This is a genomic window from Paracoccus marcusii, from assembly GCF_006151785.1.
Taxonomy (GTDB): Bacteria; Pseudomonadota; Alphaproteobacteria; order Rhodobacterales; family Rhodobacteraceae; genus Paracoccus; species Paracoccus marcusii.
In genome coordinates this window covers 1-25,199 of record NZ_VDDD01000044.1, presented here as the reverse complement: position 1 = coordinate 25,199, position 25,199 = coordinate 1, and the positions used below count along the sequence as shown (strand labels likewise).

The 25,199-nt window shown below is 67.7% G+C and carries 18 protein-coding genes, 1 tRNA gene and 1 pseudogene; 11 read left to right on the top strand and 9 right to left on the bottom strand.

Going from position 1 to position 25,199, the window contains the following annotated elements; all coding sequences use genetic code 11:
* The 3 genes and pseudogenes from FHD68_RS08995 to FHD68_RS08985 form a co-directional block, all read left to right on the top strand.
* Positions 1-463 (top strand): annotated as a pseudogene (locus tag FHD68_RS08995) (bifunctional proline dehydrogenase/L-glutamate gamma-semialdehyde dehydrogenase); the annotation flags it as partial.
* A 50-nt stretch (positions 464-513) separates the two neighbouring features.
* On the top strand, positions 514-1,467 hold the full coding sequence (locus FHD68_RS08990) for a hypothetical protein (protein ID WP_139085562.1): 954 nt from the start codon (positions 514-516) through the stop codon (positions 1,465-1,467).
* A 17-nt stretch (positions 1,468-1,484) separates the two neighbouring features.
* Positions 1,485-1,580: transfer RNA gene (locus FHD68_RS08985), tRNA-Sec, on the top strand.
* A gap of 13 nt (positions 1,581-1,593) precedes the next feature.
* Here the strand turns inward: FHD68_RS08985 and FHD68_RS08980 are convergent.
* Positions 1,594-2,835 (bottom strand): Hsp70 family protein, encoded by a 1,242-nt coding sequence (locus tag FHD68_RS08980; protein ID WP_127899496.1) that lies wholly within the window; start codon positions 2,833-2,835, stop codon positions 1,594-1,596.
* A gap of 137 nt (positions 2,836-2,972) precedes the next feature.
* Between FHD68_RS08980 and FHD68_RS08975 the strand changes: the two genes are divergently transcribed.
* On the top strand, positions 2,973-4,904 hold the full coding sequence (locus FHD68_RS08975; RefSeq protein WP_127899497.1) for a methyl-accepting chemotaxis protein: 1,932 nt from the start codon (positions 2,973-2,975) through the stop codon (positions 4,902-4,904).
* 217 nt (positions 4,905-5,121) lie between these two features.
* On the opposite strand, the gene FHD68_RS08970 is transcribed toward FHD68_RS08975, so the two are convergent.
* Positions 5,122-5,478, bottom strand: coding sequence for a hypothetical protein (locus tag FHD68_RS08970; protein ID WP_127899498.1), 357 nt, complete (start codon positions 5,476-5,478; stop codon positions 5,122-5,124).
* Between the two features lie 227 nt (positions 5,479-5,705).
* On the opposite strand from FHD68_RS08970, the gene FHD68_RS08965 reads away from it, so the two are divergent.
* The gene (locus FHD68_RS08965) at positions 5,706-6,743 is read left to right on the top strand and encodes a fatty acid desaturase (protein WP_045999764.1); all 1,038 of its coding nucleotides are present in this window, start codon (positions 5,706-5,708) and stop codon (positions 6,741-6,743) included.
* A gap of 12 nt (positions 6,744-6,755) precedes the next feature.
* Here the strand turns inward: FHD68_RS08965 and FHD68_RS08960 are convergent, their stop codons facing one another.
* Both FHD68_RS08960 and FHD68_RS08955 read right to left on the bottom strand, forming a co-directional pair.
* Entirely contained in the window at positions 6,756-7,895 is a 1,140-nt protein-coding gene (locus FHD68_RS08960; protein ID WP_164871482.1) for a Hint domain-containing protein, read from the bottom strand.
* A 71-nt stretch (positions 7,896-7,966) separates the two neighbouring features.
* Positions 7,967-8,200, bottom strand: a complete 234-nt coding sequence (locus FHD68_RS08955) for a hypothetical protein (RefSeq protein WP_045982075.1) — start codon at positions 8,198-8,200, stop codon at positions 7,967-7,969.
* A gap of 142 nt (positions 8,201-8,342) precedes the next feature.
* On the opposite strand from FHD68_RS08955, the gene FHD68_RS08950 reads away from it, so the two are divergent.
* The 5 genes from FHD68_RS08950 (at position 8,343) to FHD68_RS08930 (ending at position 15,490) form a co-directional block, all read left to right on the top strand.
* Entirely contained in the window at positions 8,343-9,587 is a 1,245-nt protein-coding gene (locus tag FHD68_RS08950) for a glycosyltransferase family 4 protein (protein WP_239441303.1), read from the top strand.
* Between the two features lie 126 nt (positions 9,588-9,713).
* The gene (locus FHD68_RS19530; protein WP_139085560.1) at positions 9,714-10,835 is read left to right on the top strand and encodes a condensation domain-containing protein; all 1,122 of its coding nucleotides are present in this window, start codon (positions 9,714-9,716) and stop codon (positions 10,833-10,835) included.
* Positions 10,726-13,572, top strand: a complete 2,847-nt coding sequence (locus FHD68_RS08940; protein WP_139085558.1) for an amino acid adenylation domain-containing protein — start codon at positions 10,726-10,728, stop codon at positions 13,570-13,572. Before FHD68_RS19530 ends, FHD68_RS08940 begins: the two co-directional genes overlap by 110 nt.
* Positions 13,572-14,330 carry a WecB/TagA/CpsF family glycosyltransferase gene (locus FHD68_RS08935; RefSeq protein WP_045999762.1) on the top strand — a complete coding sequence of 253 codons (759 nt, stop codon included), beginning with the start codon at positions 13,572-13,574 and terminating at the stop codon, positions 14,328-14,330. The genes FHD68_RS08940 and FHD68_RS08935 overlap by 1 nt, the downstream gene beginning before the upstream one ends.
* Positions 14,327-15,490, top strand: coding sequence for a glycosyltransferase (locus FHD68_RS08930; protein WP_139085556.1), 1,164 nt, complete (start codon positions 14,327-14,329; stop codon positions 15,488-15,490). The genes FHD68_RS08935 and FHD68_RS08930 overlap by 4 nt, the downstream gene beginning before the upstream one ends.
* On the opposite strand, the gene FHD68_RS08925 is transcribed toward FHD68_RS08930, so the two are convergent.
* The 5 genes from FHD68_RS08925 to FHD68_RS08905 all read right to left on the bottom strand — a co-directional run bounded on the left by FHD68_RS08925 (position 15,487) and on the right by FHD68_RS08905 (position 21,565).
* Positions 15,487-16,812, bottom strand: coding sequence for an oligosaccharide flippase family protein (locus tag FHD68_RS08925; protein ID WP_127899502.1), 1,326 nt, complete (start codon positions 16,810-16,812; stop codon positions 15,487-15,489). The two genes, FHD68_RS08930 and FHD68_RS08925, sit on opposite strands and share 4 nt — an antisense overlap.
* A gap of 5 nt (positions 16,813-16,817) precedes the next feature.
* On the bottom strand, positions 16,818-17,726 hold the full coding sequence (locus FHD68_RS08920) for a T9SS C-terminal target domain-containing protein (RefSeq protein ID WP_127899503.1): 909 nt from the start codon (positions 17,724-17,726) through the stop codon (positions 16,818-16,820).
* Positions 17,723-18,463 carry an SDR family NAD(P)-dependent oxidoreductase gene (locus FHD68_RS08915; RefSeq protein WP_139085554.1) on the bottom strand — a complete coding sequence of 247 codons (741 nt, stop codon included), beginning with the start codon at positions 18,461-18,463 and terminating at the stop codon, positions 17,723-17,725. Before FHD68_RS08915 ends, FHD68_RS08920 begins: the two co-directional genes overlap by 4 nt.
* Entirely contained in the window at positions 18,460-20,037 is a 1,578-nt protein-coding gene (locus tag FHD68_RS08910) for a GMC oxidoreductase (RefSeq protein WP_127899505.1), read from the bottom strand. The genes FHD68_RS08915 and FHD68_RS08910 overlap by 4 nt, the downstream gene beginning before the upstream one ends.
* A gap of 106 nt (positions 20,038-20,143) precedes the next feature.
* A complete protein-coding gene (locus FHD68_RS08905; protein ID WP_139085551.1) occupies positions 20,144-21,565 on the bottom strand; it encodes a hypothetical protein in 1,422 nt (473 codons plus the stop codon).
* A 179-nt stretch (positions 21,566-21,744) separates the two neighbouring features.
* On the opposite strand from FHD68_RS08905, the gene FHD68_RS08900 reads away from it, so the two are divergent.
* On the top strand, positions 21,745-25,199 hold a 3,455-nt coding region (locus FHD68_RS08900; RefSeq protein ID WP_139085564.1), incomplete at its 3' end, for a type I polyketide synthase.

Below are 25,199 nucleotides of genomic sequence, written 5' to 3'. Positions count from 1 at the left end.
CGCGGCGACGGACTGGACCGGGGCCGACAGCACCGACCGCCTGGCTGCGGCGCTGACCCGTCCCGTCCCTGGCGCCGCGCCCACCGACCAGCTGATGCCTGGCCCGACCGGAGAGCTGAACCGCCTGACCACCCTGCCCCGCGGCCCCGTCCTGTGCCTGGGCCCCGGCGCCCCTGCCGCGGCCGCACAGGCACGTGCCGTGACCGATGCCGGCGGTCAGGCAATTGTCGCAGAGGGCGATGTCGATCCGCATGCGCTGCGCGATCTGCCCGATGTGGCTGCGGTGCTGTGGTGGGGTGACGTGGCGACGGGGCGGGCGATGGCCCGGGCCCTGGCCGCGCGGCAAGGTCCGCTGGTGCCGCTGATCACGGCGGTGCCGGACAGCGCCCACGTCACGCATGAACGCCACCTCTGCGTCGACACCACCGCCGCGGGGGGGAACGCCGCGCTGCTGGCGGGCTGAGGGCGCACCCTGCGTTGACATCGCCGGCGGATCGGGCCGACATGGCGCGCATGAACGACAGCCGTCCGCGCGTGATCCTGCATCCCGGTCCGCCCAAGACCGGGACGTCCACACTGCAGGCGTGGTGCCATCTGAACCGCGGGGTGCTGGCGGCGCAGGGCATCGTCTATGCCTCGGTCGACATGCCCCGCGACCCCAAGCATCAATGGCTGGTCCAGGGGTTGAAGCGCGGCGACCTGTCGCGGCTTGCGGCCGAGACCGGCCCCCTGCGTGATGGGCGCGCCCACACGCTGATCCTGTCCTGCGAGGGGGTGATGACCAATCGGGCGCTGATCCAAGACAGCGCCTGGCAGCAGGCCCGAGAAGTGCTGACGGGTTTCGACACGACCCTGTTCCTGGTCGGGCGCGATCTGGACGGGTGGCTGCGGTCGTTGTGGAAACAGGCGCTGATCAACCCGGTGCCACCGGGCAGGCCGCTGAGCCTGCCCGATTTTGCGGTCTTCTGCCGCATGCCCGCCATCCGCGCGATGATGGACCTTGGCCCCATGGCCGATCTGATCGCGGACAAGACAGGGGCCTCGGCGCGGGTGCTGGCCCGGCTGGACGCGGATTTCATCGGCGTGTTCGCAGGGCTGCTTGGACTGTCCCCCGACGCGCCCCTGCAGGACGCCCCGCGGATCAACGAATCCCTGCCTCCGGATTTCATCGCCGTCTATGTCCGCCTGGCGCGTCACGTCGATCAGGTCTGGCCCCTGCGGCTGGCGACCCTTGCGGCGTTCCATGCGATGCGCCCGACGGGCAACCTGATGGTCGCGACTGTGGCGCGACAGTTCGCCCGCGTGTCCGCGCAGGACCGCGACCGGGCGGTGGCAAGCCTGTGTCAGGCCGTCAATGCCGTGACGTTCGACGACCCGGACCACCGCGACCTGGCATCGCAGCTTGCGTCCCGGGCCGCCATGTTGCGAAACATTCTATTGCAGGACCCGCCACCAGCCCCTAGGTGACAGGGACGAAGGACCGCGGAAGGGCATCAGACCCGGTGGTTTGGCCGGACTTCAAATCCGGTTGGGGCAGCGAGCCTGTCCCGGGTGGGTTCGACTCCCATTCCCTTCCGCCAGCCTTCCCCGCCCCTACCGCGCCGCGATGGCCAGCCCGTCGGCCACGGCCGTGAACACGTCCCGTGCCGAATGATCTGCATCGGGAAAGGCCGCGCGCATCGTGTCGCCCACAACCGTCATCAGGCTTGACCCCCCGACATAGATCACCCGGTCGACCTGCGCCGGGGTCAGCTGTGCGCGGTGCAGCGTCTCGACGGCGCCCTCGTGCAGCTGGCTGGCGTGGCGCGAAAGGCTGTCGGCCAACGCCTGCCCGGCCAGCGGCGCGGACAGGCCGCGTTCGACCTCGTCCAGCAGGATGGCCGCGTCGTCGGCACCGTCATTGGCGGCGATCTTGCCGCGTTCGACGGCAAAGGCCAGATCGTGGCCCAGATCGTCCCCCAGCACGCGCGACAGGCGGGCCATGGCGTCGGGCTGTTCGGCCAGCCGGACCATTTCGGCGACCATGCGGCGGTTCTGGGGGGTGTTCACAAAGGGGATCTTCTCCCACGTGGCAAGGTCGTTGTAGATGGCGTTCGGTACGGGCGACGTCCCCGGCCCCATCGCCTTGCGAAGGACCGATCCCCGGCCCAGCAGCGGCATCACGTGATCCAGACTGACCGCGCGGTCGAAATCGGTGCCGCCGATCCGCACGCCGTGACTGGCCAGGATCCGCACCCCCGCCCCCTGCCCCTGGAACAGCGAGAAATCTGACGTGCCGCCGCCCACGTCCACGATCAGGCCCGTGGCGCCGGGCCGCGCGGCACCGGCGGCGATGGCCGCGGCCTCGGGCTCGGGCATGAAGTCCACGTCGCGAAAGCCCGCGGCCAGGTAGCATTGACGCAGATCGTCCTCGGCCTGCGCCTCGCGCGGGTCGCCATCGCCATGAAAGACGACGGGCCGGCCCGACAGCGCGCGGTCGAAGGTCTGCCCGGTCTCGGCCTCGGCCCGCGTCTTGATGCGGTTCAAGAAGCGCGCGATCAGGTCGACGAAGGTCACCCTCTCGTTCAGGATCATCCGCTTTTCGTGCATCAGCGATGTGCCCAGAACGCGCTTCAGCGCCCGCATGAAGCGGCCCTCGTGCCCGTCCAGCAGGGCGCGGTTCGCGGGCTGGCCCATCAGGGTGGTGCGGCTGTCTGCGTCCAGGAAAAAGGTCGTGGGCATGGTCGTCTGCCCCGGTTCCAGCCGGATCAGGCGCGGCGTCCCGTCCGGCGCATGTCCTGCTGCCGAGTTCGAGGTGCCGAAGTCGATGCCCAGGCCGTTGCCGCGCGGTGCCATGTCGGATGCCCTGCCCTGTGTCTGCGAAGGGCGCGTGCCTAGGCGGGGGGCCGGGCCAAGTCAAGCGGGGGCACGCTAACCGGGCATTAGCATTTGTGCCCTAGCGTCGGCTCTTGGTCCCTGTCCCGGAGATTTCGATGTCCTTCGTCCCGCGCCTGTCCCTGCGCCAAAAGATCACCCTGACCAGCCTTGGCCTGATGACGGCCCTGGCGCTTGTGCTGGTCACCGTGCTCAGCATGGCGCAACGCCAAAGCCTTTTGGAAAACGCCCAAAGCGCGCAACGGGTGACGCTGCGCGTCCTGTCCTATGATCTTGCCGTGGACCACGACGGCTTCTCTGCGACGACCAGGCCGGACGGCACCCTGGGCGACGTCGTCTGGCCGCAGATCCCCGATTTCGACGATCACACCATGATCGACGATGTCGGCGGCCAGACCGGAGAGACGGCGACCATCTTCCGGCTTGACCCCGAACTGGGCCAGTTCATGCGCGTGACGACCAACGTCAAGCGCCCGGACGGCACCCGCGCGGTCGGCACGCCGCTGGACCCGACGGGCCCGGTTCATGCCGCCATGCTGGAGGGGCGGACCTATTCCGGCACGACCACGATCCTGGATCATCCCTATCTGACGCTGTATGTCCCGGTCCGCGATCAACAGGGTCAGGTGAACGGTGTTCTTTATGCCGGCGTGGCGATGGACGGGATCGAGGCGGTACTGTGGCGCAACCTGACCACCGCCGTGGCCCTGACGGCCGCCGCGCTGCTGCTGGCCTTTGCGCTGAACCAGGTGATGACGCGTCGTGCCCTGCGGCCCTTGGCGGCCGTCGACGCCGCGATGCAGCATGTCGCCCGCCAGAACTACGACCGGCCGATCCCCGGCACGGCGATGCGCGACGAGATCGGCTCGATCGCCCGCAACCTGGAACAGTTCCGCGACGGCCTGGCCCAGGCACAGGAGGCCCGCCACGCCGCCGCCGCCCTGCGAGAGGCCGGCGCCGCCGAGGCGCAGGCGCAGTCCCGCAAGCAGGCGCGTATCGTGACCGACATTTCCACCGGCTTGGAGCGGCTGGCGGCGGGCGACCTGACCGCGCAGATCGCCAGCCCCGCGCATGATCCCTTCCCCCATGAATACGAGGCGCTGCGCGCCAGCTTCAACAAGGTCGTGTCCGATCTGGGCAGCACGATGGGCCGCATCGTCGAGGTCGCCCGCCAGGTGCGCACGGGCTCGGACGAGATCACCTCTGCTGCCCAAGATCTGGCAGGTCGCGCGGAGACGCAGGCCGCGACCCTAGAGGAGTCGGCGGCGGCGCTGACCGAACTGACCGCCAGCGTGCACTCCACCGCAGATCTGGCCCGCACGGCCGAGAGCGTGTCGCGCGCCAACCGCTCTATCGCGGAGGAGGGCCGCAGCATCGTCGGAGAGGCGATCCAGGCCATGGAAAAGATCGAGGCATCCTCGGACCAGATCAACCGCATCATCACCGTCATCGACGATATTGCGTTCCAGACGAACCTGCTGGCGCTGAACGCCGGGGTCGAGGCCGCCCGTGCCGGAGAGGCGGGCCGCGGTTTCGCCGTGGTCGCATCCGAGGTGCGCGGGCTGGCGCAACGTGCATCGGAATCCGCGCGTGAGATCAAGGGGCTCATCTCGGATTCCTCGCAGCATGTCCGGTCGGGATCCTCGCTGGTCAGCCGCACCGGGGGCAGCCTCGAGCAGATCCTGTCCAAGGCCCGCGAGGTGTCGGATCAGGTCGCAGCCATGGCCCTGGCAGCCAGCGACCAGTCCACCGCATTGTCCGAGATCAACTCGGGCGTGAACCATCTGGACCAAGTGACCCAGCAGAACGCCGCCCTGGCCGAGGAAACGAATGCCGCTGCAGCGTCGCTGCAGCATCAGGCAGGCGTACTGGCCTCAGCCCTGACCAGCTTCACCTTCCAGCCAGCCTCGACATGGGGCACACGGGATGATCCACTTCGCACCAGCGACGATCCGTTCGTCCAAGTCGCCCCGCCGCGCCATAGGGTCGGATCGCCCAAGGCAATCACTGCACGCATGATGGAATTCTAAGGACACCACAGCCGGATGGCCGCTGGAACGCCGACAAAAACAAGCCGCTGCCGATTGTTCGGCAGCGGACTTCGCGTAACTCTCAATAAAGTGACAACGGTGCTGCAAGGGCCGCCATAAGGCTGTAGCTGAAAATTGCGTCACCCGTTGAAGATGCACAACATGCTAGCAATGCACCGACAAGCGGTACGGCCCAACTGGTCTTGCAGAGCGGGCGTCAGCAGGCCGGTTGATCTTCGGCAGTTCCAGCAAGATCCAGACCTCGCGCCGTCGGGGGCTGCCAGGTCGGGGACGATTCGACGGCGCCCTGAATGTTGGTCCCCAACTGTGACCCGCCTGTTCCACCGCTCCAGCCGGTGGTTCCGGTGTTTTCCGCGGCGGTGCTGTCCTCGGATGCGTCAGGCTGGGTTGCCGGTTCGGCAACACCGGCATCGGCCGCGCATTCCGGTGCCTCGGACACGCGCTCGGCCGGTGCGGCCTGCGCCCACGCTGCACTCCCCGACAGACCGCCGAAGGGGACTGCCAGCGCCAGAACGGCTGCAGTCAGCGTCAGTCGTGCGAACGGGATGATCATCGGGTGGCCTCGCCTGGATTGTTCACCGCAAAACGCGGCCGGCGTGCGCCGGTTCCGCGCATCATCACCACTGCCGTCGATCCGGTGACGAAACCGTGTCCGATCCGGTCCCCAACCCTTTGTCAGCCATGATGCGGCAATGGGACGTCACGGGGCCCATAGGCGGCGGCGACCTTTCTGTGCTATCGCCGCCTGAAATGAACTGAGGGGGCGCAGAGTCGCTGATTATGGGTACACCGAACGCAAGCACGCCGCGCCAGGCCAAGGAATGGGTGCAGGTCCTCGCTAAGTATCGCGAGCCGTCGACCCGCCGCAGCGTGTGGGAGTTGATGGCCACGATCGTTCCGTTCCTGGCGCTCTGGGCGCTGGCCTGGGCGGCGCTGTCGGTCAGCTATTGGCTGGCCGTGCCGATCGCGCTGGTGAACGGGCTGTTCCTGGTCCGCATCTTCTGCATCCAGCATGACTGCGGCCACGCGTCGTTCTTTCGCAATCGCAAGGTCCAGGACTGGATCGGGCGGGGTCTGGGCGTGCTGACCCTGACGCCCTATGACGTCTGGCGCCGGACCCATTCGCTGCACCACGCCCAGCACGGGAACCTGGATGAACGCGGCATCGGCGACGTGATGACCCTGACGGTGGGCGAGTATCGCAGCCGCGGCCGGTTCGGCCGGCTGATGTACCGGCTGTATCGCCACCCTCTGGTGCTGTTCGTGTTGGGGCCAAGCTACCTGTTCCTGCTGCAGAACCGTCTGCCGCTTGGGCTGATGCGGGCGGGATGGCGGTTCTGGGCATCGGCCCTGGGCACCAATCTGGCGCTGGCGCTGATCCTGGGCACGATGATCTGGTTTGCGGGGCCGATGCCCGTCCTGCTGATCTTCCTGCCCACGACCATCGTGGCGGGGACCGTCGGCGTATGGCTGTTCTATGTCCAGCATCAGTTCGAGGAAACGCACTGGGCCAATGGGGACGAATGGCAATTGCACGATGCGGCGCTGGCCGGATCGTCGCATTACATCCTGCCCCAGCCTCTGCGCTGGCTGTCCGCCAATATCGGGGTGCATCATGTCCACCACCTGTACAGCCGCATCCCGTTCTATCGCCTGCCGGAAATCCTGCGCGACCATGACGAACTGGCATCGGCACAGCGGCTGACCCTGCGCGAAAGCCTGCGGTCGGTGAACCTGCACCTGTGGGACGAAAATCGTCGTCGCCTGGTGTCCTTCCGCGAGGCGCGCAGCCTTTACGGCGCGCCGACGGCCGGCTGAGGCCGGCAGAGTTCAGCTGACCAGCGCGGCCTGTCCGATGGCGTGCAGCTGGACAAGCTGGCGCAGCCGGGGGCCGCGCACGAAGGTGCGGGCCTCGGCCGGGTGGGCCTGATCCGCGAACAATTCGGGAAAGATCTGCCGCAGTTCGGACAGGGCCGCCGATCCCATCGCGCGCAGGGCCTGGGGGCCGGGATACAAAGATTCCGTCTGTGCGCCGTTGGAATCGACGACTTGGTGGGCGTCGAACATCAGATGGCAATAGGTCACCTGCGACACGGACATGTCCACCGCGATGCCAGGAACATCGATCAGCTGGCAAGCCGGTGCCAGGATCTCCTCGGTCCCGAACAGGGTCCGCGCGACCGATGACCGGATCATGATGCGGTGCTGGCGCGACACGGACAGGGGCGCCGACGGCTGGTTTAGGCCAAGCGCCCCGGCCGCAATGCGGATCGGACGAAGCTTGGGGTTCGCCGCCAAATCCACGCCATCGAAACGGCGCCTGCCGATCCAGCGCAGGGGCTGATATCCGTGATCGCGCGTCCAGATCAGGTCACCCGGCTGCAGGCTGTCGACCGGGCGCGGCCCGTCCGCGGTCAGGATCAACGTGTCCGAAGCAAAGCACATGATCTCCATGTCGTGGATGTCAGGCGCGAACGAGATCTTGGCGACATAGACCTCCTTGGGCAGGGGGTCGGCCTCGATGATCTCGACCGAATGCAGCGACTTGACGTCGGACCATGCTGCGACGCTGTCCTTGGCGGGGCGGAAGAACATGTCCCCGTTGCGCATCTGGATCAGCACGCCGTCCTGGGTGCTGGTGGTGTTGTCGGGAAAGGTCAGCTTGTACTGAACCTTGAGGAAGCCGGTGATCTGGCTGGTGCTTTGCCCCCCATCGGTGGGCGAACCATAGGCGAACTTGCTGGCACCGTCAGGATGCTGGCTGTAGCTTGTGGCATAAGCCTCGGCCGGGCCCTGGGCGGTATTGATCGCGCGCAGCTGTCCGTCCAACTCGACCGGCTTGATCTGATTCTGGCCGACAACCTTGTAGCCCTTCATCCCGTCCGCCTCGGTCCCGGTCGCGGGCGTTCCTGGCGTGGTGTTGATCTGCTGGTGGTTGCCAATCCACATCCAGGTCACGGCGTTCGTCATCTGAGCCTCCATCATGGAGCCTCAGCAATAGCCGTGCCAACTCATCGCGCCAGTTTATCTTGCGTACAAGTTTAATCGCAGTCCGCGCCGCCGACGGGCGCCGCATCGTTCAGGTTGGATCGCCCCGGACAATTGCGGTATCGAAGGGAACGGCTGACAAGAAGGGACAACGCGAACACGCTGAGCATGCCGCAACCGACGTAGCCCCACAGGATCGACGACAGCCATCCGAACCCCAGCACGAGGAACAGGATGGTTGAGACGATGCCAATGACTGCAGAGGTTGCGATAATACCGACCAGCAAAATGCCCCGACCCTTTCAAAATGATCCTGACAACTATAGCACCGATCGGTTCATTTGCGAAACAAGATCGACAGAATGGCGTCTTTCGGGCACCATTCATGCGAGTGTAAGACGCAAGTAATTAAACTTTAAGGCGAATAATATGAACGGTGACGACATGGACCCGACGCTGCCCCCCGACCGGATCGGCTATGTCATCAACACCTATCCCCGTCCGTCCCAGACCTTCATCCGTAGGGAGATTCGGGCCCTCGAGGCGGCCGGTCTGACCGTCGCGCGGTTCGCCATGCGGCGCGACGATCAACCCGTGCTGTCTGCCGAGGATCAGGCCGAGGCCGACCGGACCGAATACGTGCTGGACCGGGGTGCGTTGACCTTGGGCATGGCGCTGATCCGTGCGGTGATCCGCCATCCGCGCAGCCTGCTTCGGGCACTGTCGGCAGGGCGGCGGGGCGGGCCCGGGCGCGGCCCGCTGCGCCAGGTGATCTATCTGGCAGAGGCCGCCATCCTGGCCGATCGCAGCCGGCAGCTGGGCCTGACGCATCTGCATGCCCATTTCGGGACAAACTCGGCCGATGTGGTCCGCTATGTCCGGATGCTGGGCGGGCCGGGCTACAGCGTGACCTTTCACGGCCCCGAGGAGTTCGATGGCCCGCACACGCTGCTGCTGCGTGACAAGGTGGCCGAAGCGCGTTTCGCGGTGGCAGTCAGCGCCTTCGGACGCAGCCAGCTGGCGCGATGGGCGCCCTTCGATGCCTGGGACCGCATCAAGGTGGTGCATTGCGGCATCGACCCCGCCCTGTTCGCGGCGCCGGTTCCCCTGCCGCCTGGACCGGACGCGCACGATCCGCTGCGCGTGGTCTGCATCGGCCGCTTCGCCGAGCAGAAGGGCCAGGTCCTGCTGATCGAGGCGATGGCGCGCTGCACCGCGCCGGTGCACCTGACGCTGGTGGGTGACGGCCCGCTGCGGGCCGAGATCCAGCGGGCAATCAGGGCGCACGGGCTGGACACGCGCGTCACGCTGGCCGGCTGGCTGGACGAGGCCGGCGTGCGCGACGCGCTGTCTGCGGCGCATGTCATGGCCATGCCCAGCTTTGCCGAAGGCCTGCCGGTGGCCCTGATGGAAGCGATGGCGGCCGGCCGCCCCTGCATCGCCACCCTGATCGCTGGCATCCCCGAGCTGATGGTCGACGGCCAGACCGGCTGGCTCATCCCGGCCGGGTCCGAAGACGACCTGGCCAAGGCGCTGGACACCGCCGCCCGGACCCCACGAGACCAACTGGAACGGATGGGCGCCGCCGCCCGCACGCGCGCGCTGACGCGCCATGACATCGCAACAGAGGCCGGCAAGCTGGCCGCACTGTTCGCGGACAGTCGGAACCGGTAAGGTCGCGTGCAGGTTCATCTATGTAAAATCGCGATCAATCGGCTATGCGGCAACTCTTTCTTTGCGATAGCGTGATTGGACGGGTATCGCTGGTTTCATCTTATTTGGTCGGAACGGATTAGGAATATGCTGCACGGACCGTCTGTCAGCACGGATGATCGAAAGATCGTCCGCGATCTGCCCGCCGCCACCGACAGCCAGGCGGCCTTTCTGGCGGGCAGCGATCAGGCAGATCCGAACCGCGCCCATATCGAACAGATCGTTCTGGACGCTCCGTCCGACATTTTGGCGCCCGGCCCCCTGCTGGCCGCATGGCAGCAGTTGGCAGACCGTCACGAGACGCTGCGGACCGTTCTGGTCACCGACGATACCGGCATCCTGCGGCTGGACGTCCTGGACCACGCGTCGGTGCATATCGACAGTGCCGATTTGTCGGACGGGATGGTGGACCGTTTTCTGGCCGATGACCGCGCGGCCGGCGTGGACCCCACCGAACGGCCCGGATGGCGGGTCACGATGGCCGATCTGGGTGGGGGGCAGGCCCGGATGGTCTGGACCATCCACCACGGCCTGATCGACGGGACCAGCATCGCGTTGATTCTGACCGAACTGTGGCGGATCCTGTCCGGCGATCCGCTGATGGCACCCGGCATCGGCTTCATCCAGGCGATCCGGGAGCGCCAGCTGGACGAGTCGCAGGCCCGCGCCGCCTTTGCCGCCACGTTGTCCGATGAAACCGTCGCGTCGGCCTTTCCCGCGGCCCCGGCGAAAACGCATGGCCCGATGCACCAGACCGACCTGACTCTGTCGATGGACGCGTGCGACGCCATCCGCCGTCTGGCGCATGCGGCGCAGGTGACCACGCTGACGGTGGTGCAGGCGGCTTGGTCGATGCTGCTGATGCGCTGGACCGGGCGGTCCGGCGCGGCCTTCGGTCTGGTGGAATCGGGTCGCGGGCTGTCTGGTCACGACGGTGCCGTTCCAGGTGCGGATGGACGACATCGGAACCTTCGGCGACCTGCTGGCGCGCCTGCGGGCGCAGACGCTGCAGTTGCGGCCGCATTCCCATGCGCGACAGACGCTCATCCGGCAGTGGTCTGGTCGGCAGGGCCGTGCGGCGCTTTACGATACCGTTCTGATGTACCAGCGCGGCACGCTTGCCGCGCGGCTTGCGGCGGACGGCTGCGGCTGGACCGGCGTCCGCCTGATCGAGGAGGGCACGGCGCTGATGTCGTGGTCGGTCCATGACGAGGGCGCGTTGTGGCTGTCGCTGGAGCATGACACCGCCCGGTTGCCCGACGAGGTGGCGACCCGCATCCTGCACCAGATGGCCAACCTGCTGCAGGCGATGGGTCGGGCCGACACCGACACGCCGCTGTCCGACCTGACGATGCTGGACGCAGAGGAGCAGCGACACCTGCACACACTGGGACGCTCCGATCGGCCCGTCCCGGATGTGCTGCCCGACCTGGCATCGGCCTTCGAGGCGACGGTCGCCCGTCATGGCGACCGGACCGCCGTGACCGAGGCGCAGACGGGTCATTCCGTCGATTTCCGCACGTTGGACCAGCAGGCCAATGCCCTTGCGGCGCGGCTTGTCGGATGCGGCATCGGTCCGCAGGATGTCGTGGCGATCGCCCTGCCCCGATCCGTGCGCCAGATCGCCGCGATGCTGGCCACGCTCAAGGTCGGCGCCGGCTTTCTGCTGCTGGATCTGGATCAGTCCCACGACTATCTGTCCGGCCTGATCCGCCAAGCCCGTGCCAAGGCCATCGTGGTCCAGCAGGACATGCCACTGTCGACCGCCGCACCGAACGTGGTGATGGCCGACGATGCCTGCCAAGCCCACGCCCCGCCGCGACCACCCCTGGATGCGGACAGCTTGGCCTATGTCACCTTCACCTCCGGCTCCACCGGAACGCCCAAGGCGGTTCGGGGGCTGAACGCGGCACTCAGCGCGCATGCCCATGCGATGGTCGACGCCTATGCGCTGACCGAACGGGATGCGGTCCTGCAGTTCGCGACGCCCAGTTTCGACGTTGCGCTGGAGGAGGTCTGGCCGACGCTGCTGTCCGGCGCGCATGTCGTGTTGCGCGACGCCACGCCGCTCGGCTCGATCCAGGGGCTGCTGGATCTGGTCCGGCGGCATGGGCTGACGGTTCTGAATCTGCCCGCCAGCTATTGGCAACAGATGGTCGCGGACCTGCGCGATCATCCGCGGCCCATATCAGACAGCCTGCGCCTGTTGGTGACGGGCAGCGAACGCGTGCCGCCCGCAGCCTTCCGCGAATGGCAGCGCCTGGCCCCTGGCGTCCGGTTCGTCAACGCCTATGGCCCGGCCGAAGCCACGGTGACCAGTACCCTGTGGCAGGGATCGTCCCTGTCCGCCGGGTCCGAGGTTCCGATCGGTCGTCCCGCCGGCCATGCCCGCGTCGTGCTGCGCGCGCCGGACGGTACGCCCACGCCTGTGGGTGGCGAGGGAGAGATCGTGATCGGCGGTCAGGCCGTCAGCGGCGGCTATCTGGACGATCCTGATTCGACCGCACGGGCGTTCACGGCAGACGCCGGAGGCCGGCTGTATCGCAGCGGCGATCTGGGCCGCTGGTCGGCGGACGGGCAGCTGATGTTCCTGGGGCGCGAGGATCGGCAGGTCAAGCTGCGCGGCCAGCGGATCGAACTGGGCCAGATCGAAAGCGCCCTGGCGGCACGACCCGGCGTCCTGCAGCTGTTCGTGGACCTGGACAAGGGACCGCCGGCACGCCTGCTGGGCTGGATCGTCATCGAGGATGGCACCGACATTGACCAGATCGCGCGCGATCTGCGCGACCAGCTGCCTGCCTATATGGTGCCACGGCTGATCGCGGTCGATGATCTGCAGGTCACCGCGAACGGCAAGATCGCGCGGGACCTGCTGCCCCGTCCCGCCGCCGCCGGGCCCGTGGCCGGACCCGGCCATGCCGAACCGCAGGTCCTGGCCGTGGCTGCCTGCATGGCCAATGTGCTGGACCTGGCCCATGTCGGACCAGATGACGACTTCTACGACCTTGGCGGGGATTCCCTTCTGGCGTTGCGCCTGATCAGCCTCGTGCGAAGCCGCACCGGACTGCGCCTGCACACGGCCGATGTCATGCAGGCCCCCACGCCCAAAGGGCTGGTCCGCCTTCACCGCACGACCCCGGATCGGCCCCGCTATCTGATCCCGACCCAGCCCCTGGGACATAACGTTCCGATCATCGGCGTCCATGTTCTGGGCCGCAAGCAGGCGCTGTTCCGGCCCCTGTCGGACGCGCTTGGTCCCGACTATCCGGTGCTGGGCCTGACGGTCGGCGTTCCCGAGGGCGGACTGGTCATCAGGGTCGAAGCCGTCGCCCGCACCTATCTGGAGGAGCTGGATCGGCACCTGCCGGGGCAGCCGGTCTGTCTGGTCGCGGTGTCGATGGCGTCCTACTTTGCGCTGGAGCTGGCGCAGCAATTGCGCCGCGCGGGGCGCGAGGTGCCCCTGCTGGTGGTGCTGGACGCCGCGGGCCCCGGCGGACGGCCCTCGGTCCGAGGCTGGGCCAAGCTGCGGGCGCATCTGGGCCAGCTGCGCCGCCACGGCCTGCGCCATATCGTCGAAACGCTGGACAACCGCCGACCCCACGAACAGCCCGAGGTGCGCGACCTGCTGCCGACCGACGGCGAAGGTCCGACCATCGACATGGCCCAGCTGATCGAGGCGAACGTGCAGGCCGTGATCCATTACAACCCCCAGCCCTATGATCGGCCCATCGCGATCTTCCGCGCCGATGCCAGCTTCTGGGATTCCCCGGAGGGCAAACGTCAGGGGTTGGGCTGGGCGCAGATTGCGGCGGGCGGGTGGACCCTTCACGACCTGCCGGGAACGCATCTGTCGATCCTTGAGCCGGGCAATGTCGAGGTGCTTGCCGACCATCTGCGCAGACTTCTGCCGCCGACGCCGACCGCCACCCCCGTGAAGGAGCCATGATGCAATTCGCAATCGGCGACGACCGCGTCGCCCTGACCGTGCCGGACCGCCAGGCGCTGCTGTCGATCGTCGAGACCCGGCTGGCGGCCCGTCAGGGTTTTGCCTTGGCGACGATGAATGTCGATCATCTGGAAAAGCTGCGCAGCGACGCCGATTTCCGCACGGCCTATGCGCAGCATGACCTGATCGTTGCGGACGGCAACCCGGTCGTCTGGCTGGCGCGGCTTGGCGGACAGCGGGTGTCGCTGGTGCCAGGATCGGACCTGGTGCAGCCATTGTGCGCGCTGGCTGCCCGCCTGGACCGCGGCGTGGCCATTCTGGCCGGCACCGAGGAGGGCGGACAGGATGCTGCCCGCCGCCTGATCGCCGCACATCCCGGACTGACCGTCAGCCTCGTCGCTGCTCCCGGCTTTCCTTTCGATCCCCACGGTGCCGAGGCCGACGCCCTGCTTGACCGCCTGAACGCCAGCGGCGCCTCTCTGTGCCTGCTGGCCCTTGGCGCCCCGCGCCAGGAGATCCTGGCCGCGCGCGGGCGCAGGATCTGCCCGCAGGTGGGCTTTGCCTCGGTCGGGGCGGGCATCGATTTCGTCACGGGCAAGCAGCGCCGCGCCCCGCGGTTGTTCCGGGCAGCCCGCATGGAATGGCTGTGGCGCGCCGCGCTGAGCCCCAAGCGGTTGGGCCCGCGCTATGTCCGCGGCGCGCTGATCCTGCCGGGACATGCCCTGCGCGCCCTGCGTGAAAGACCCCGGCAGTCATGACCGGCATGCTGGTCATGGTGCCCTCGGTCCACGTGATGATGCGTGACGGGCAGATGTGGATGGACGACAAGTTCGTGGCGGGCCTGCACCTGTTTGCGCGCGAATGGGGCGGCCCGACCCGTGTCGTGCTGCGGCAGGGATCGGCGACGCTGCCCTTTGCCAGCCCGGTGACGGCCGCGGACCTGCCCGGAGAGCTGCGCCTGATCGCCCAGGATGCGCCCATCTCAGCCGAGGATCTGCGCGGCGCGCAGGTGGTGCTGGGCACGGCCGACGACCATCGGCAGCTGGATCTGGCCCCCCTGTGCGGCGCGGTTGGGGCGCGGCTGGTTTATGCGATCGAATACCCGCTGCAGACCCGCCTGGCCGTCGCGCGGCTGGACCTGGCGCGCCGCCCGTTGCGTCTGGCCCGGTCGGTCCAGTGGCTGCTGACGCAGGAGTTGCGGCTGCGCCGTGCGCTGCGGTCAGCGCACGGGGTGCAGGCCAACGGTTATCCAGCGATGGCGGCCTATGGGGGGCTGAACGACGACACATGCCTCTATCTGGACAATCGGTCAGAGCGGGAGACCATGGCCACGGCTTCAGAAATGCAGGCCCGCGCGGGGTGGAACGGGCCGCTGCGGATCGTCCATGCCGGCCGGTTGATCGCGATGAAAGGCACGCAGGACCTGATCCCCACCGCCATCGCGCTGCGCGAGCAGGGCGTGGATTTCCGCATGGACATCTTTGGCGCCGGCGACATGCGGCAGGCGATCGCGGACGACGTGGCGCGGCATGATCTGGGCGGGACGGTTCATCTGCATCAGCCGGTCGATTTCGCCACCGGCCTGGTGCCGTGGATGCGCCGGAACGCAGATCTGTTCTTGGCCCCGCACAGGCAGTCCGACCCCTCGTGCAGCTATCTGGAGGCGATGGGCTGCGGTGTGCCCGTTCTGGGCACGAACAACCGGATGTGGTCTGAACTGGCGCGCCAATCCAGCGGCGGTTGGGTCATGCCGATGGGACAGCCCAGGAAGGCCGCCAACATCATCGCGGGGCTGAACCGGGCGGCGATCGCCAAGGCCTCGGCCCACGCGTTGGAGTTTGCGCAGGCCCATGACTTCCACAGCGAGTTCAGGCGCCGCATGGATCACTTGCACCGCGTGGCGGCAAAACCTGCCTAGACCAGCAGAACCGCGGCCAAGATCAGCCCGACCGCGCCGAAGGTCAGGTCGTGCAGACCATCCCATGCCCCGTGCTTGCGGGCGATGCGCACCAGCATCGGATAGGCCAGGATGGCCGCCAGCGCCTGCCCTGCCAAGGCACCCGGAATGCCCGCCTGGATGCCACCAAGGGTGAACAGGCTGAGAAACAGCACCGCGCGCACCAGCGTGACCCAGAAGAACCCGCGGGAGTCCCCTCCGGCCAAGGCGGCCTGGTCATAGCTGAGACCGATCAACGACGGAATGCTGGCCAGCGCGATCAGCGTCACCAGCGGCCCCGCACTGGCATAGCGCGGATCATAGAGCAGCACGACGAGATGTTCCCCGAATGTCGCCAGTAGCGCCAGCAGCAGCATGAAGCTGCCCGTCAGCGCGGCGCGCACGATGCGCACGCGACGCATGTGCCCGGCACTGGGATCCTCGAACGCGGTACGATAAAGCGGGATCATCACGCGGGATATCACCGTCGTTCCCAGCATCAGCGGAAAGCTGGCCAGAAAGAACGCGATGTTGTAAATGCCCAGCTGCGTCAGCGTCAGCAGGCGCGCCAAGACCGCCTTATCGCCCTGAGAGATCACGAAGCCCACCACGGTCGACGGCATGATCCATTTGCCGAAACGCACCAGTTCGGCAACACAATCCGGGTCCCACCGGAACCGGTTTGCCGGGCCCGGCATCCAGTAGCTGACCATCAGCACCTTGACCACCGACCCCAGGATCAGCCCGATCACCAGCGCCCAGGCCGATTCCAGCATGGCGGCCAGCCCGATGGTGATGATCGTGGTCACCGCCGCGGTCGCCAGTTCCACGATGGTCAGGCGACCCATCTGCAGATGACGGTTCGCGGTCTCGATCTTCGTGGGCAGCAGGCCATAGATCATCGCTGTGGTTCCCGCGACGGGCAGGAACCAGACCAGTTCGGGCACCCCGTAGAAGGACGCCGCCGGCACCGCCAGGATGCAGCAGCCCAGCCACAGGATCACCCCACGGATGGCCTGCATGGTAAAGGCCGTGTCCAGAAAGGTTCGGTCGTCGCCCCGCCGGCTTTGCAGGATGGCCGGGGTGATCCCCACGTCCGAAAAGTTGTTCAGGCCCTGGATGATGACCATGATCAGGGTCATCAGGCCGAACACCTCGGGGAACAGGAGACGGGTCAGTACCAGGTTCGAGGCCAAGCGGATCGCCTGGATGCCCCCGAAGCTGATCATCGTCAGGGCCGAGCCGCGGAAGGCCCGTTGGGCAAGCCCCTGCCCCGTGAACAGCGATCCGATCATTGCGCGCATGGTCGTCAGTGCCGCCCGGTCTGCATGATGTCCCAGATTCTGTCGGCCGTATCCTCATACGCGGCGGCAAAGTCGGGATTAATCGTGTCGGGCAGCGCCAGTCCCGACGGCGGCCGTGCGCCATAGAGATCGGCGTAGGTGATCATCGCCGCCAGCAGATAGATCGTCTCGGTCCCGTGGGGGGACAGGTCGGAAAACAGCGCATCGGGCGCGATGGCCGACAGCGGCGCCTCGGACAGCAGGCGTGCCATCACGCGACCGACCGGCAGCAGGCTGATGTCGGCATCGGGACGCACCCCCGCAAGCCGCGCGACATAGTCGTCGTACCAGCGGGCATAGCCGTTCTGCGCGTGGCGGTAATACCGCTGCATCTCGGCCGGTTCGGGCGGGAAATCATCGGCAAAGGGATGCAGGTCGGCCCACCCTTCGTAGATCAGGATGCGCGGCGCATCGGTGTTCTGCACGACCCAGTCCAGGACGGTGACTGTTGCGCCATAAGGGGACTGGCGGTCGGGGTTGTCGCCCGGATAGCGCTTGTCCGCACGGCCGTATTGAATGAAATTCTCGGGGTTCAGGATGATCGTGTCGAACCGCGCCGAGGCAAAGGGCTGATCCGGATTCCAGGCGGGGGTGACCGCATCGAACGACCAGTTCGGAACCGGCGGCAGTTCCGCCGCGAATTCGCGCGGAAAGCCGAAGCGTCCGTCCAGCGCCAGATCGCGCCCGTCGTGCCGGGCCATCACGGCCAGCCAATGGGGGACGGTCGTCTCGTCCGTGTCGGTCAGGTGATGGATCAGGCTGTTGCCGAAGACGAACACACGGGCGCTGTCACGTTCGGGTACGGGTTCGGCTGTAACAGGCGCGGGCACGGACAGGCCAAGGGCGGCAAGGGCGGAATACAGGATGTGCTTCATGTCGTCTCTTTCAGGCTGGTCGGTTCCGGGGCCAGGACGATTGGTCTGGCGGCGGGTTTCAGCAACAGCAGGTCCAGGACACGGCGCCGCAGCGATCGGCCCGGCAGGATCTGGCGATCCCCCAGGACGGTCGCGCCGTGCAGGGCCGGATCATCGTTCAACGCCAACGCCGCGCCCAGTCCTGCGGCCTGATCGGGGCCATGTGCGGGATCAAGGTCTGGCACCCACTCGGTCGCGACGATGCCGGGCAGACGGCCGCCGACCTCGACCGACAGGGCCCGGGTCAGGATGTCTGCCCCGGCCTGTGCGACAGCGAACCCCAGGTTGCCGGGCAACGGGGGACGCGGCACCGGGCGGGCAATGTTGATGATGCGGCCGCGCCCCTGCGCGACCATGCCGGGCAGGAACGCGGCCGTCACGTTGATGCGCCCGCACAGGTTCACCTGCACCTGATGGCACACATCCTCGGCCCGGGCGGACAGGAAATCCTCGCGGCGATGGATCGCCGCGGCATGGATCAGAATGGTGACCGGACCAAGTTCGCCCTCGATCCTCTGCGCCAGGTCGCGCATGGCCTGGGCGTCGGTGACGTCGCCCTGCATCGTCTGGAACAGCCCCTCGGCCGGGCGCGGGTGGCGGGATACGCCCCGCACCGTCATCCCATGCGCCGCCAGGTGACGCGCAATGGCCTGACCCAAATCCGTGCTGCTGCCGGTGATGACGGCGACCCCGCTCATGGCGCGGCCTTCAGCCGCCGGGCCATCGCATCGGCCACCCGCAAGGCGTTCGCCACGATGGTCATGCCAGGGTTCACCCCGGTCGAACTGGGCATGAAGCTGGCATCGGCGACGAACAGGTTGTCCAGATCATGCGCCTTGCAATCGCTGTCCAGGACGCCCCGGCGCGGATCGTCCGAAAAGCGCAGGGTGCCGCAGGGATGCGCGATGTTCAGTTCGGGCGCATGGCTGAGCCACAGGGATCGGACCCCGCGCAGGCGCCGCTTGAGCAGTTTGCGGAACCGCAGGCGACGGGCCAGAAGCTCTCCGGACATGCGGTATTCGTAGATGATCGTGTCGGGCCGCGCGGGGTCGTGCCGGACGCGGTTGTTCTCGTCCGGCAGGTCCTCGATGATCCCGGCAAAGACGCGGGCATCTCCCAGAAGCTTGGCCGCGGTCAGCGCGGGCAGGCGCAGCAGCTCATGACCGATGCGCAGGTGTCTGAAGGGCGAGGCCTGATACCGCTGACGCAGCACGTAGAGGATGTTTCCGTAATCGGCGGGCAGGCCCAGGGACTGGAACAGCCCCATCCGATCGGGCCCGTCCCGGTACAGGTCACGCAGCGAAAAGGTCTTGAGCGGTCCGGGCGAGCTGACGGGCGCGTTTCGCGGGGGCCAGATGGCGATGCGTTCGTTGATGTGGAACATCAGGCCCCGACCCACCAGGCCGCTGGAATTGCCGCAGCCGTCGGGCCAGTACTGGGTGCTGGAGGCCAACAGCAGGCGCGGCGACGACAGGCTGCCCCCGGCAAGCACGAAGGCCCGCGCTGACAGCAGATGCTCGACTCCGTCGCGGCGGACGCGCAGGTGCGTGACCGTCCCGGCATCACCCTGCAGCGACAGGGCATCAGTGCCGTCCAGCACCGCGGCGCGCCCCGTGGCAAGGGCGGGCAGGACGCCCGCCGACCGACCGTCCATCTTGCAGTCGCGGGGGCACTTGCGGCCGATGCACTCGCGACATCCCTCCAGCTGGCGGATGCCAAGGTGCGCGCGATAGGGGTGCAGCCCTGCCCTCTCCAGCGCCTGGCCCAAGGCTTCGTCCCGCGCGGCCAGCGGGCGCGGGGCCGCCAGGGGCGCTGCCGGTTCGCCCAACGGGTCCTGGCTGCCGTTGACGGCCATCACGTCGCGCGCACGGTCGTACCAAGGCGCGAATTCATCATAGCCCACCGGCCAGCCGCCCGTCGGATGCGGCAGGTCGGGGACGGATTCCATGTCGTGGCGTTCGGGCTGTTCCATGGCTGCGGCATAGAAGACCGAGGTGCCGCCGACGCCCACACCCTGCGCGCCCCAGCCAACCGACGTGGCACCGTCCACCGTCGATTCCACCGGCACCGGCCAGCAGCCGAACATCTGCCGCGCGAACGGGTCGTCATAGCCGCATTCCTGGCCGTTCTCGGCCAGGCGGGGGCCGGTGGACCCCTTTTCGACGAACAGCACCGAAAGGCCCGCCTCGGCCAAGGCACGACCGCAGAGGCCACCGCCCAGGCCGGCGCCGACGATGATCACGTCCCAGGATCTGTTCAGAAGTTCGTCCACGTGCCCTCGATTGTCAGGGGTTTGAATGGCCGGGGGCCGGATGCCGCAGATGCGCCACGCGGTTCCGCGACCCGCATCGGGGCGACAGGGGAATGCGCGCGCCCGGTCATCCGATCACCGTCTTCATCGCCCGCCGCGCGGCGGGGGCCGGGGCGGCCTGTCTGGCTCCGACGGGCATGCCGCGGGCCGCCAGCCCCGCCAGGGCACCCGCGCTCATCCAGGTCAGAGGAGTGACGGTCGCATTGGGGATCAGGTCCACCAGGCTTGCCGCCATGATCAGGGCCAGGCCGGCGGTCCAGCGGTCGACCGGACCGGACCGCGTCGCCAGCCACAGCCGGATCACCGAACCGCACAGCAGGCCGAAGATCGACAGATAGCCAAGAATGCCGCTGATGGTCATCACCACCACCCAGTATCCGTCGCTGACGCTGGTGTACTCTCCCGAGATCGGATCGATCTCAAGGTTGCGGCCCCATCCGCCCCAGCCCGCCAGCGGCTTCTGCGAGGCGCGGTCCAGCAGCACCTGTTCGTTCATGAAACGGAACTCCAGCGACCGGCCCCGTTCGGCATCCATCGACAAGGCAAAGTCGCGAATCGCGTCGGTGGGCATCACACCCAGCCACAGCGCCAGCGGATAGGCCATCACCACCGCGGCCAGCGCCGCGGCGATGCCGACCTGCAGGCGGGGCGGCGTCATCAGCACCAGCGGCACCAGAAGCATTCCGTAGATGATCGATGCCGCGCTTTTGCACAGCACCAGAACCACCAGAAGATAGGCCAGGACGGCCATATTGCGGGTCCGCGCCTGCGCATTCCCGTCGCGCAACGCCACCGCGGCGCAGATGACAGCGGTCACGACCAGGATCGCGACCCACAGGCCGTGTTCCAGGAAGACCATCGGGCGGAAGCCGCCATAGCGGATAGTCTGGCTGAAATCATGCGCGAAAAAGCCGTAGATCCAGACGTTCAGCTGCGGGCTGACCCGAATCTCCAGCAGCATCGGCAGGGAATAGGCCAAGGTCGCCAGCGTCAGCGCCACCATCCAGGCCCGGATGCCGTCGGTTGACGACAGGACCAGATACCCCAGCAGGAAGGGCAGCAATGTCAGCACGGTGTTGATCGTGCCGTTGAGCGCGTCGAACAGACCCAGGCCGGGACGATAGGTGATCCCCTCGATCAGCGGTTCGGGATTGGTGGCCACCGTCAGGGTCGGGGTGACCATCGCCAGGACGGTCAGGATGACGACCCAGCCCTCCAGCCGGATCCAGGGCATCGGAAAGCGATCGCGCAGCATCACCGCACCCAGCATCGCGCACAGGGACGGGATCGCATGTTTGTCCAGGGTCGGCAGAATCGGCAGGTCGATCCCCACCACCGGCGGCAGCAGCAGGTATCCCAGCAGCGGCACCCAGATGAGCGCCTGTCGGGGCGTCAGCCGCGAGAACAGCATCGCCGCCACGGCCGGCCACGCTGCCAACATGATCAGCGACAGACTGTTGCCCATGTCTTCTCCCAGCTTGAACGTCACGCTTAAGGGGAACGATGACGTGAATCCACAGGAATTAGCGTAAATTCCCATGCAACATTCCGTCAGCTTTGATAATCATCCCATTGTAAGGTTTCAGTGGTGGATTGCGGACCGCGCTCAGCGCAGGGTTGTAATCCGGAAGAACAAGGAAGACGGGCTTGACCGATACGCCGATCAACATGCGTGACATCGCCATCGTGGGCTTTGGTGTCGATCTTCCCGGCGCGTCCGACCCCCGGCAGTACTGGCAGAACCTGCGCGACGGGGTCGAATCGATCATCCATCTGACGCCGGAGGAGCTGCGCGCGGCCGGAGAGACGGAATCACGGATCAGCCATCCCAATTACGTCCCCTTTGCCGCCCGGCTGGACGGGTTCGATCATTTCGATGCCGAGTTCTTCGGCCTCAGCCCCAAGGATGCCGCGGTGATGGACCCCCAGCACCGCAAGTTCCTGGAGACCTGCTGGCATGCGCTGGACCATGCCGGGCACCGGCCCGACAGCCTGGGCATGGTCGGGGTCTGGGCGGGCTGCGGGATGGGCAGCTACTTTTCCGTCAACATCTGCTCGAACCGCGACCTGGTCGAGGAAACGGGCATGTTCCTGCTGCGCCATACCGGCAACGACAAGGATTTCCTGTCCACCCGGGTCAGCCACATCTTCGACCTGCGCGGGCCAAGCGTATCCGTGCAGACGGCCTGTTCCACCTCGCTGGTGGCGGTCCATTCTGCATGCCAGGCGCTGCTGGCGGGCGATTGCGACGCGGCGCTTGCCGGCGGCGTCACGATCGAGCTGCCGCAGGGTCGGGGATATATCTACAAACCGAACGAAATCCTGTCGCCGGACGGTCATTGCCGCGCCTTCGATCACCGCAGCCAGGGCACCGTCTTCGGCAGCGGCGCGGCGGTCGTGCTGCTGCGCCGCCTGTCGGATGCGATCGCGGACGGCGACCACATCTGGGCGGTGATCCGGGGCAGCGCGATCAACAACGACGGTTCGGCCAAGGCCGGCTATCTGGCCCCCTCGGTCGAGGGGCAGGCGGCCGCCATGGCCGAGGCGCATCTGATCGCGGGCGTCGACCCCTCGACCATCGACTACGTCGAATGCCATGGAACGGGCACCAGCCTGGGCGACCCGATCGAGGTTGCGGCCCTGGCCGAGGCCTTTGCCCTGGGCCAGGGGGGCGGTCGGACCGGCATCGGCTCGGTCAAGACGAATATCGGCCATACCGACACCGCCGCCGGCACTGCCGGTCTGATCAAGGTCGCCCTGTCGCTGCATCACCGCGAAATCCCGCCCAGCCTGGGATACGAGGCGCCGAACCCGGTGATCGATTTTGATTCGACCCCCTTCCACGTCGTCGCCACTCGCGAGCCTTGGCCCGCGCACCCGGACCGCCCGGGCCGGGCGGCGGTGAACTCGCTTGGCGTGGGCGGCACAAACGCGCATGTCGTGGTCGAGGAAGCGCCCCCTGCCCCGCCCTCGGAACCCTCCGACTGGCCGGTCCAGCCGCTGATCGTGTCGGGTCGCACCCGCGCCGCGCTGGATGCCAACGCGGCGGCGCTGGCGGCGTGGCTGCGCGCCCACCCCGGCGCCAACCTGGCCGATGTGGGGTTCACCCTGCAACAGGGGCGCAAGCTGTTCGACAAGCGCCGCGTGCTGGTCGCCGCCGATGCGACCGAGGCGGCCGAGCTGCTGGAGACCGGCAACACCCGCCGGGTCTTCAACCACGACCGGATGACGGCGGCGCCCAAGCCCGCCTTCCTGTTCCCCGGCGGCGGCGCACAATCGATCCACATGGCGCGCGGCCTGTACGAGACCGAGCCGGTCTTCCGCGACTGGATGGACCGCGGCCTTGCCGTGCTGGAACGCCTGACCGACCGCGACCCCAGGGCGCTGTGGCTGCCCGAACCGGGCCAGGAACAGGCGGCGACCGAGGCGTTGAACCGCCCGTCGGTCCAGCTTCCGCTGATCATGATCGTCGAATACGCGCTGGCGCAGCTGTGGATCAGCTGGGGTGTCGTCCCGCAGGCGCTGGCCGGTCATTCGATGGGCGAGAACACCGCCGCCTGCCTGTCGGGGGTGATCGGGTTCGACGACTGCATCGCGCTGGTGGAACTGCGCGGACGCCTGTTCGACCGCATCGCGCCGGGGGGCATGCTCAGCGTGCCGCTGCCCGCGGCAGAGCTGATGGCCGAGGCGGGCGACGACCTGGATCTGGCCTGCGACAACGCCCCCGGCCTGTCGGTGGTGTCCGGCCCCCGCGACCGGATCGACGCGCTGCAGGCGACGCTGGTCGCGCGCGGCATCGACTGTCAGCGCGTGGCGATCGACATCGCCGCCCATTCGCGGATGCTGGAACCGATCCTGCCGGAATTCGAGGCCTTCCTGCGCAGCATCCCGCTGTCCGCGCCAAGCATCCCGATCCTGTCGAACCGCACCGGCACCTGGATGACGGACGCTCAGGCCACCGACCTGCGCTATTGGGTCGATCACCTGCGCCACCATGTCGATTTCGCGGGCTGCATCGCCACGCTGCGCGAGGATCCCGCGCGCCTGTTCGTCGAGGTCGGCCCCGGCCGCGCCATGTCTGCCCTAGCGCAGGCCAATGGCGCAGCACCCGACCGGGTGATCAGCACCCTGCGCCATCCCGACCACGCAATCGAGGATGACGCCTTCTTCCTGAACGCGTTCGCGCGGCTTTCGGCCACCGGGCTGGCGCTGGACTGGTCGCCGATCTGGGGCGAGGGTCGCCGCCGTGTGCCGCTGCCGGGCTATGTGTTCCAAAGCAAGCGTTACTTCATCGAACCGGCATCGTCCGACGCATCCTATGCCACGACCGACGACGCGCCGCTGGCCATCCCGGAATCGCAGGGCTGGGCATGGCGACCGTCCTGGCGGCTGTCGGCCCCAGACATCGAACTGGGCGCCGATGGCCGTCCGCAGGCCGCGGCAGAACGTTGGCTTATCCTGGCAGACGAGACCGGATTGGCGACCCGCGTGGGCACGCAGCTGCGCGATGCCGGGCACGAGGTGATCTGGCTGCGCCCGGGCGACTGTTTCGCGCAGACGGGGGAATCCGACTTCATCGTCGCGCCGGAGAATGGCGCATCGGATTTCGAACTGCTGATCGCCGCGCTGGTGGCGCAGAACCGGCTGCCGCAGCGGATCGTCAGCTTCTGGCTGGTGCCCGATGCCGGGCGCCAAGGCGCGCGCGCGGGCTTCAGCGCCTTCCATCGCCATCTGGAACAGGGCTTCAACACCGCGCTGCACCTGATCCGGGCTTTGGCGAACGAGGGCGGCGGGCAGGAAATCGACTTTGTCGCCATCACCTCGGACGCCGTGCGGGTGGGGGCCGAAAAGATCGAGGCCCCCGAAAAGGCCACCATCCTGGGCCCCCTGGCCGTGGGCATGCGTGAATTCCCGTGGCTGTCGGCGCGCAGCATCGACGTGCAGACGCGCGGCGATCAGACCGCACTGGCCCAACGCTTGGTCGAGGATCTGCTGGACCCTGCGCCCCCGGCCCGCGCTGCATGGCGCGACGGTCGCCGCTTGGCGCGCCATCTGGTGCCCGCCGCGCTGCCCGCGCCGGACGCCTCGCCGACATTCGGTCCGGGGCGGACGGTGCTGATCAC

What these genes read in the sequence shown, in the direction of transcription:
- FHD68_RS08965 (WP_045999764.1), top strand. Translation starts at nt 5,706, where the DNA reads ATGGGTACACCGAACGCAAGCACGCCGCGCCAGGCCAAGGAATGGGTG.
- FHD68_RS08925 (WP_127899502.1), bottom strand. Translation starts at nt 16,812, where the DNA reads ATGCGCGCAATGATCGGATCGCTGTTCACGGGGCAGGGGCTTGCCCAA.
- FHD68_RS08990 (WP_139085562.1), top strand. Translation starts at nt 514, where the DNA reads ATGAACGACAGCCGTCCGCGCGTGATCCTGCATCCCGGTCCGCCCAAG.
- FHD68_RS19530 (WP_139085560.1), top strand. Translation starts at nt 9,714, where the DNA reads ATGCTGCACGGACCGTCTGTCAGCACGGATGATCGAAAGATCGTCCGC.
- FHD68_RS08970 (WP_127899498.1), bottom strand. Translation starts at nt 5,478, where the DNA reads ATGATCATCCCGTTCGCACGACTGACGCTGACTGCAGCCGTTCTGGCG.
- FHD68_RS08935 (WP_045999762.1), top strand. Translation starts at nt 13,572, where the DNA reads ATGCAATTCGCAATCGGCGACGACCGCGTCGCCCTGACCGTGCCGGAC.
- FHD68_RS08915 (WP_139085554.1), bottom strand. Translation starts at nt 18,463, where the DNA reads ATGAGCGGGGTCGCCGTCATCACCGGCAGCAGCACGGATTTGGGTCAG.
- FHD68_RS08930 (WP_139085556.1), top strand. Translation starts at nt 14,327, where the DNA reads ATGACCGGCATGCTGGTCATGGTGCCCTCGGTCCACGTGATGATGCGT.
- FHD68_RS08975 (WP_127899497.1), top strand. Translation starts at nt 2,973, where the DNA reads ATGTCCTTCGTCCCGCGCCTGTCCCTGCGCCAAAAGATCACCCTGACC.
- FHD68_RS08940 (WP_139085558.1), top strand. Translation starts at nt 10,726, where the DNA reads ATGTACCAGCGCGGCACGCTTGCCGCGCGGCTTGCGGCGGACGGCTGC.
- FHD68_RS08950 (WP_239441303.1), top strand. Translation starts at nt 8,343, where the DNA reads ATGAACGGTGACGACATGGACCCGACGCTGCCCCCCGACCGGATCGGC.
- FHD68_RS08920 (WP_127899503.1), bottom strand. Translation starts at nt 17,726, where the DNA reads ATGAAGCACATCCTGTATTCCGCCCTTGCCGCCCTTGGCCTGTCCGTG.
- FHD68_RS08980 (WP_127899496.1), bottom strand. Translation starts at nt 2,835, where the DNA reads ATGGCACCGCGCGGCAACGGCCTGGGCATCGACTTCGGCACCTCGAAC.
- FHD68_RS08960 (WP_164871482.1), bottom strand. Translation starts at nt 7,895, where the DNA reads ATGACGAACGCCGTGACCTGGATGTGGATTGGCAACCACCAGCAGATC.